Annotated in this window: 3 protein-coding genes; 1 reads left to right on the top strand and 2 read right to left on the bottom strand. The window is 56.2% G+C overall.

Going from position 1 to position 2,090, the window contains the following annotated elements; genetic code table 11:
* Together B2994_RS04150 and B2994_RS04145 are read right to left on the bottom strand one after the other, a co-directional pair.
* Positions 1-353 (bottom strand): hypothetical protein (locus B2994_RS04150; RefSeq protein WP_291527115.1); only part of this gene is annotated, 353 nt, incomplete at its 3' end.
* A 66-nt stretch (positions 354-419) separates the two neighbouring features.
* Positions 420-938, bottom strand: a complete 519-nt coding sequence (locus tag B2994_RS04145; RefSeq protein WP_291527114.1) for a hypothetical protein — start codon at positions 936-938, stop codon at positions 420-422.
* Between the two features lie 563 nt (positions 939-1,501).
* On the opposite strand from B2994_RS04145, the gene B2994_RS04140 reads away from it, so the two are divergent.
* On the top strand, positions 1,502-2,090 hold a 589-nt coding region (locus B2994_RS04140), incomplete at its 3' end, for a hypothetical protein (protein ID WP_291527113.1).

The following is a 2,090-nucleotide window of genomic DNA, read 5'->3' as shown; positions in this document are numbered from 1 at the left end:
CCAACAGTCTTCCACCCAGTGAGGGGATCTGCTGGCTCAGAAGAGCCATTCGGTTTACTCCCGGTTTTTGCATCGGTCTTTTTCTCAGCGGTATCCGCAGATGTTGCACCACTACTCGTAATTGGCGTATTCGCGGCTTTGGGTTCCGTCTCCCCGGCACGTTTATCACTGGGAGACTCTTCCTCTGAAGCCTGTTCCGCCGGCGACGCCGTTGCAGAAGAAGCGCTATCTGATGGCTTAACGCTATCGATGCCGGCGATATCAGCGGCATAAGCCGACGACGTGACGCCAAAGATCATCGACAAACAGCATATGTCCACTATCAAATGCTTCATTACGGCTGGATGCTTCATAATCCCCTTTCTGCAGCAAACTCCCACGTATTGAAAATCTTGTTTGCATACACGGCAAAACCGCAACTAACGTTGCGGCTCCACATAGAGATCAAGCCCGCTGTTGGGGCTCACAGACCACGTGGCATACAAACCATTCCAGCGCGCTTCGGACGATCCCGCGCTATCGGCATCATTATCTATCTGGGTACGTACGTCATCAGGCATCTCAATAGCATCAGCCACACACCTATACAAGGATTTATCCGAATTCTTGCCGGAAATCAGGGAAAGAGACTGGCCGTCGGACTCCAACACCAGCATTTCACCATCCGCGCTGGCAAACGCGGTGTTTCCCGCACCGCAGGTTTCGTATACATGATGTAAATCATCAATCGCCTGAGCGTCAGAACGGCTGGGCGAGGCCGATGGTTGCACGGGGGTGATGCTCTGGCTCGCGTCATTGGTGGCACTTGAAGATTGCGGTACGGCAGCCCCGTCATGCCGGTCGGCACTCCACCAGACAACCAGCCCAATAACGGCAACGATAATCGCTATACTCGCCGCACATACGATCACAACGATTTTTTTCCGTCCCAGCCGCATACCAACACTTCCCGCAGTGCCTTTTCGATCTATAGGCGAAACCGGATCACACGCAGTTATCAGCAGTGTAGCCCGGCATTACCAGGTTTTACTGTAGCATAAGTAAGCGTGCCATGACTGGAGGAGGCTGGCAGTCACAGCACCCCCCCACATTGCAAGCCCGCGCATTCATCGCCATAGCCACGCAGCGCTTGCGCAAAACCCGAATCGCGCCCATCACAAGGGCCATATGCGTTCCGTAGGGTCATTTTCCGATCATTCTGAGGTCTACTTCTATTCCGTAGGGCTCCCCAGCAGGTACAAACGCCTGCAAAACGGCGGAATCGTCACGTGGTTAGGCCACTCAGGTGCCGTATATATTCGGGGAGCAGCCCCACGGAATAGAAGTAGACCTTTCGGATTTCCGAAATCAGCCCTAGGGAACGCATATAGCTCTCAGACTCCGGCGTGTTCCATTGCGGTGCGGCCATATCTCAGCCCCGCCGGCATTAATACCCGCCGGCAGCTAAGCTTCAGGGAGAACAAATACGCCCAAACCCGCACTGCCAGACTTGAGGAGCACCATGAACGCCGAGATCACGCGGAACCGCCACCTATCCGAAGCGTGGCAACCGCGTAATCACCGGCTCGCGTTGGGGCTGGCGCTTACGCTCGCCCTTCCCACTTGTTTCGCGCTCACCGCGTCGTACACTGACGAAACCGCGTTCATCGACTGGGAGCATGTGCTGAGCGGGATTCTTCCGTATATAGGAGTGAACGGGCCATTCACCGGTTTCCTGATATTCACAGTCGCCGTTGTACTGGAATATTGCGGATTCACGCTACTTGGGCGGCTGCGGCGAACGGGAACGCGGCAACGGACGCAGCGCGAATTCATCTGGTCGCTGGCACTCGGGTTGATGCTCGCCGTGACGCTCACCATTCCGGCGCATAACACTTCGCATCTCGCCGGACAACTCGACGCAGCCTATGCGCCGCCGTCAGTCGCCTCAATGTATTGGACGAAATGGTACTGGACGTACTATGCGCTGCGGTACGTGGGGTTCGCGGCGCTGATGACCGCGGTCAGCACCCTGCTGCTGCATGCCACGCTGCAGGCGATCCGCCGATCGGAACAGTCGCGGGACAATCCCGAATGCAATGGCATGGCCA

Source organism: Bifidobacterium sp. UBA744 (assembly GCA_002298605.1).
Lineage (GTDB): Bacteria > Actinomycetota > Actinomycetes > Actinomycetales > Bifidobacteriaceae > Bifidobacterium.
This window is presented reverse-complemented; position numbering and strand designations above follow the sequence as displayed.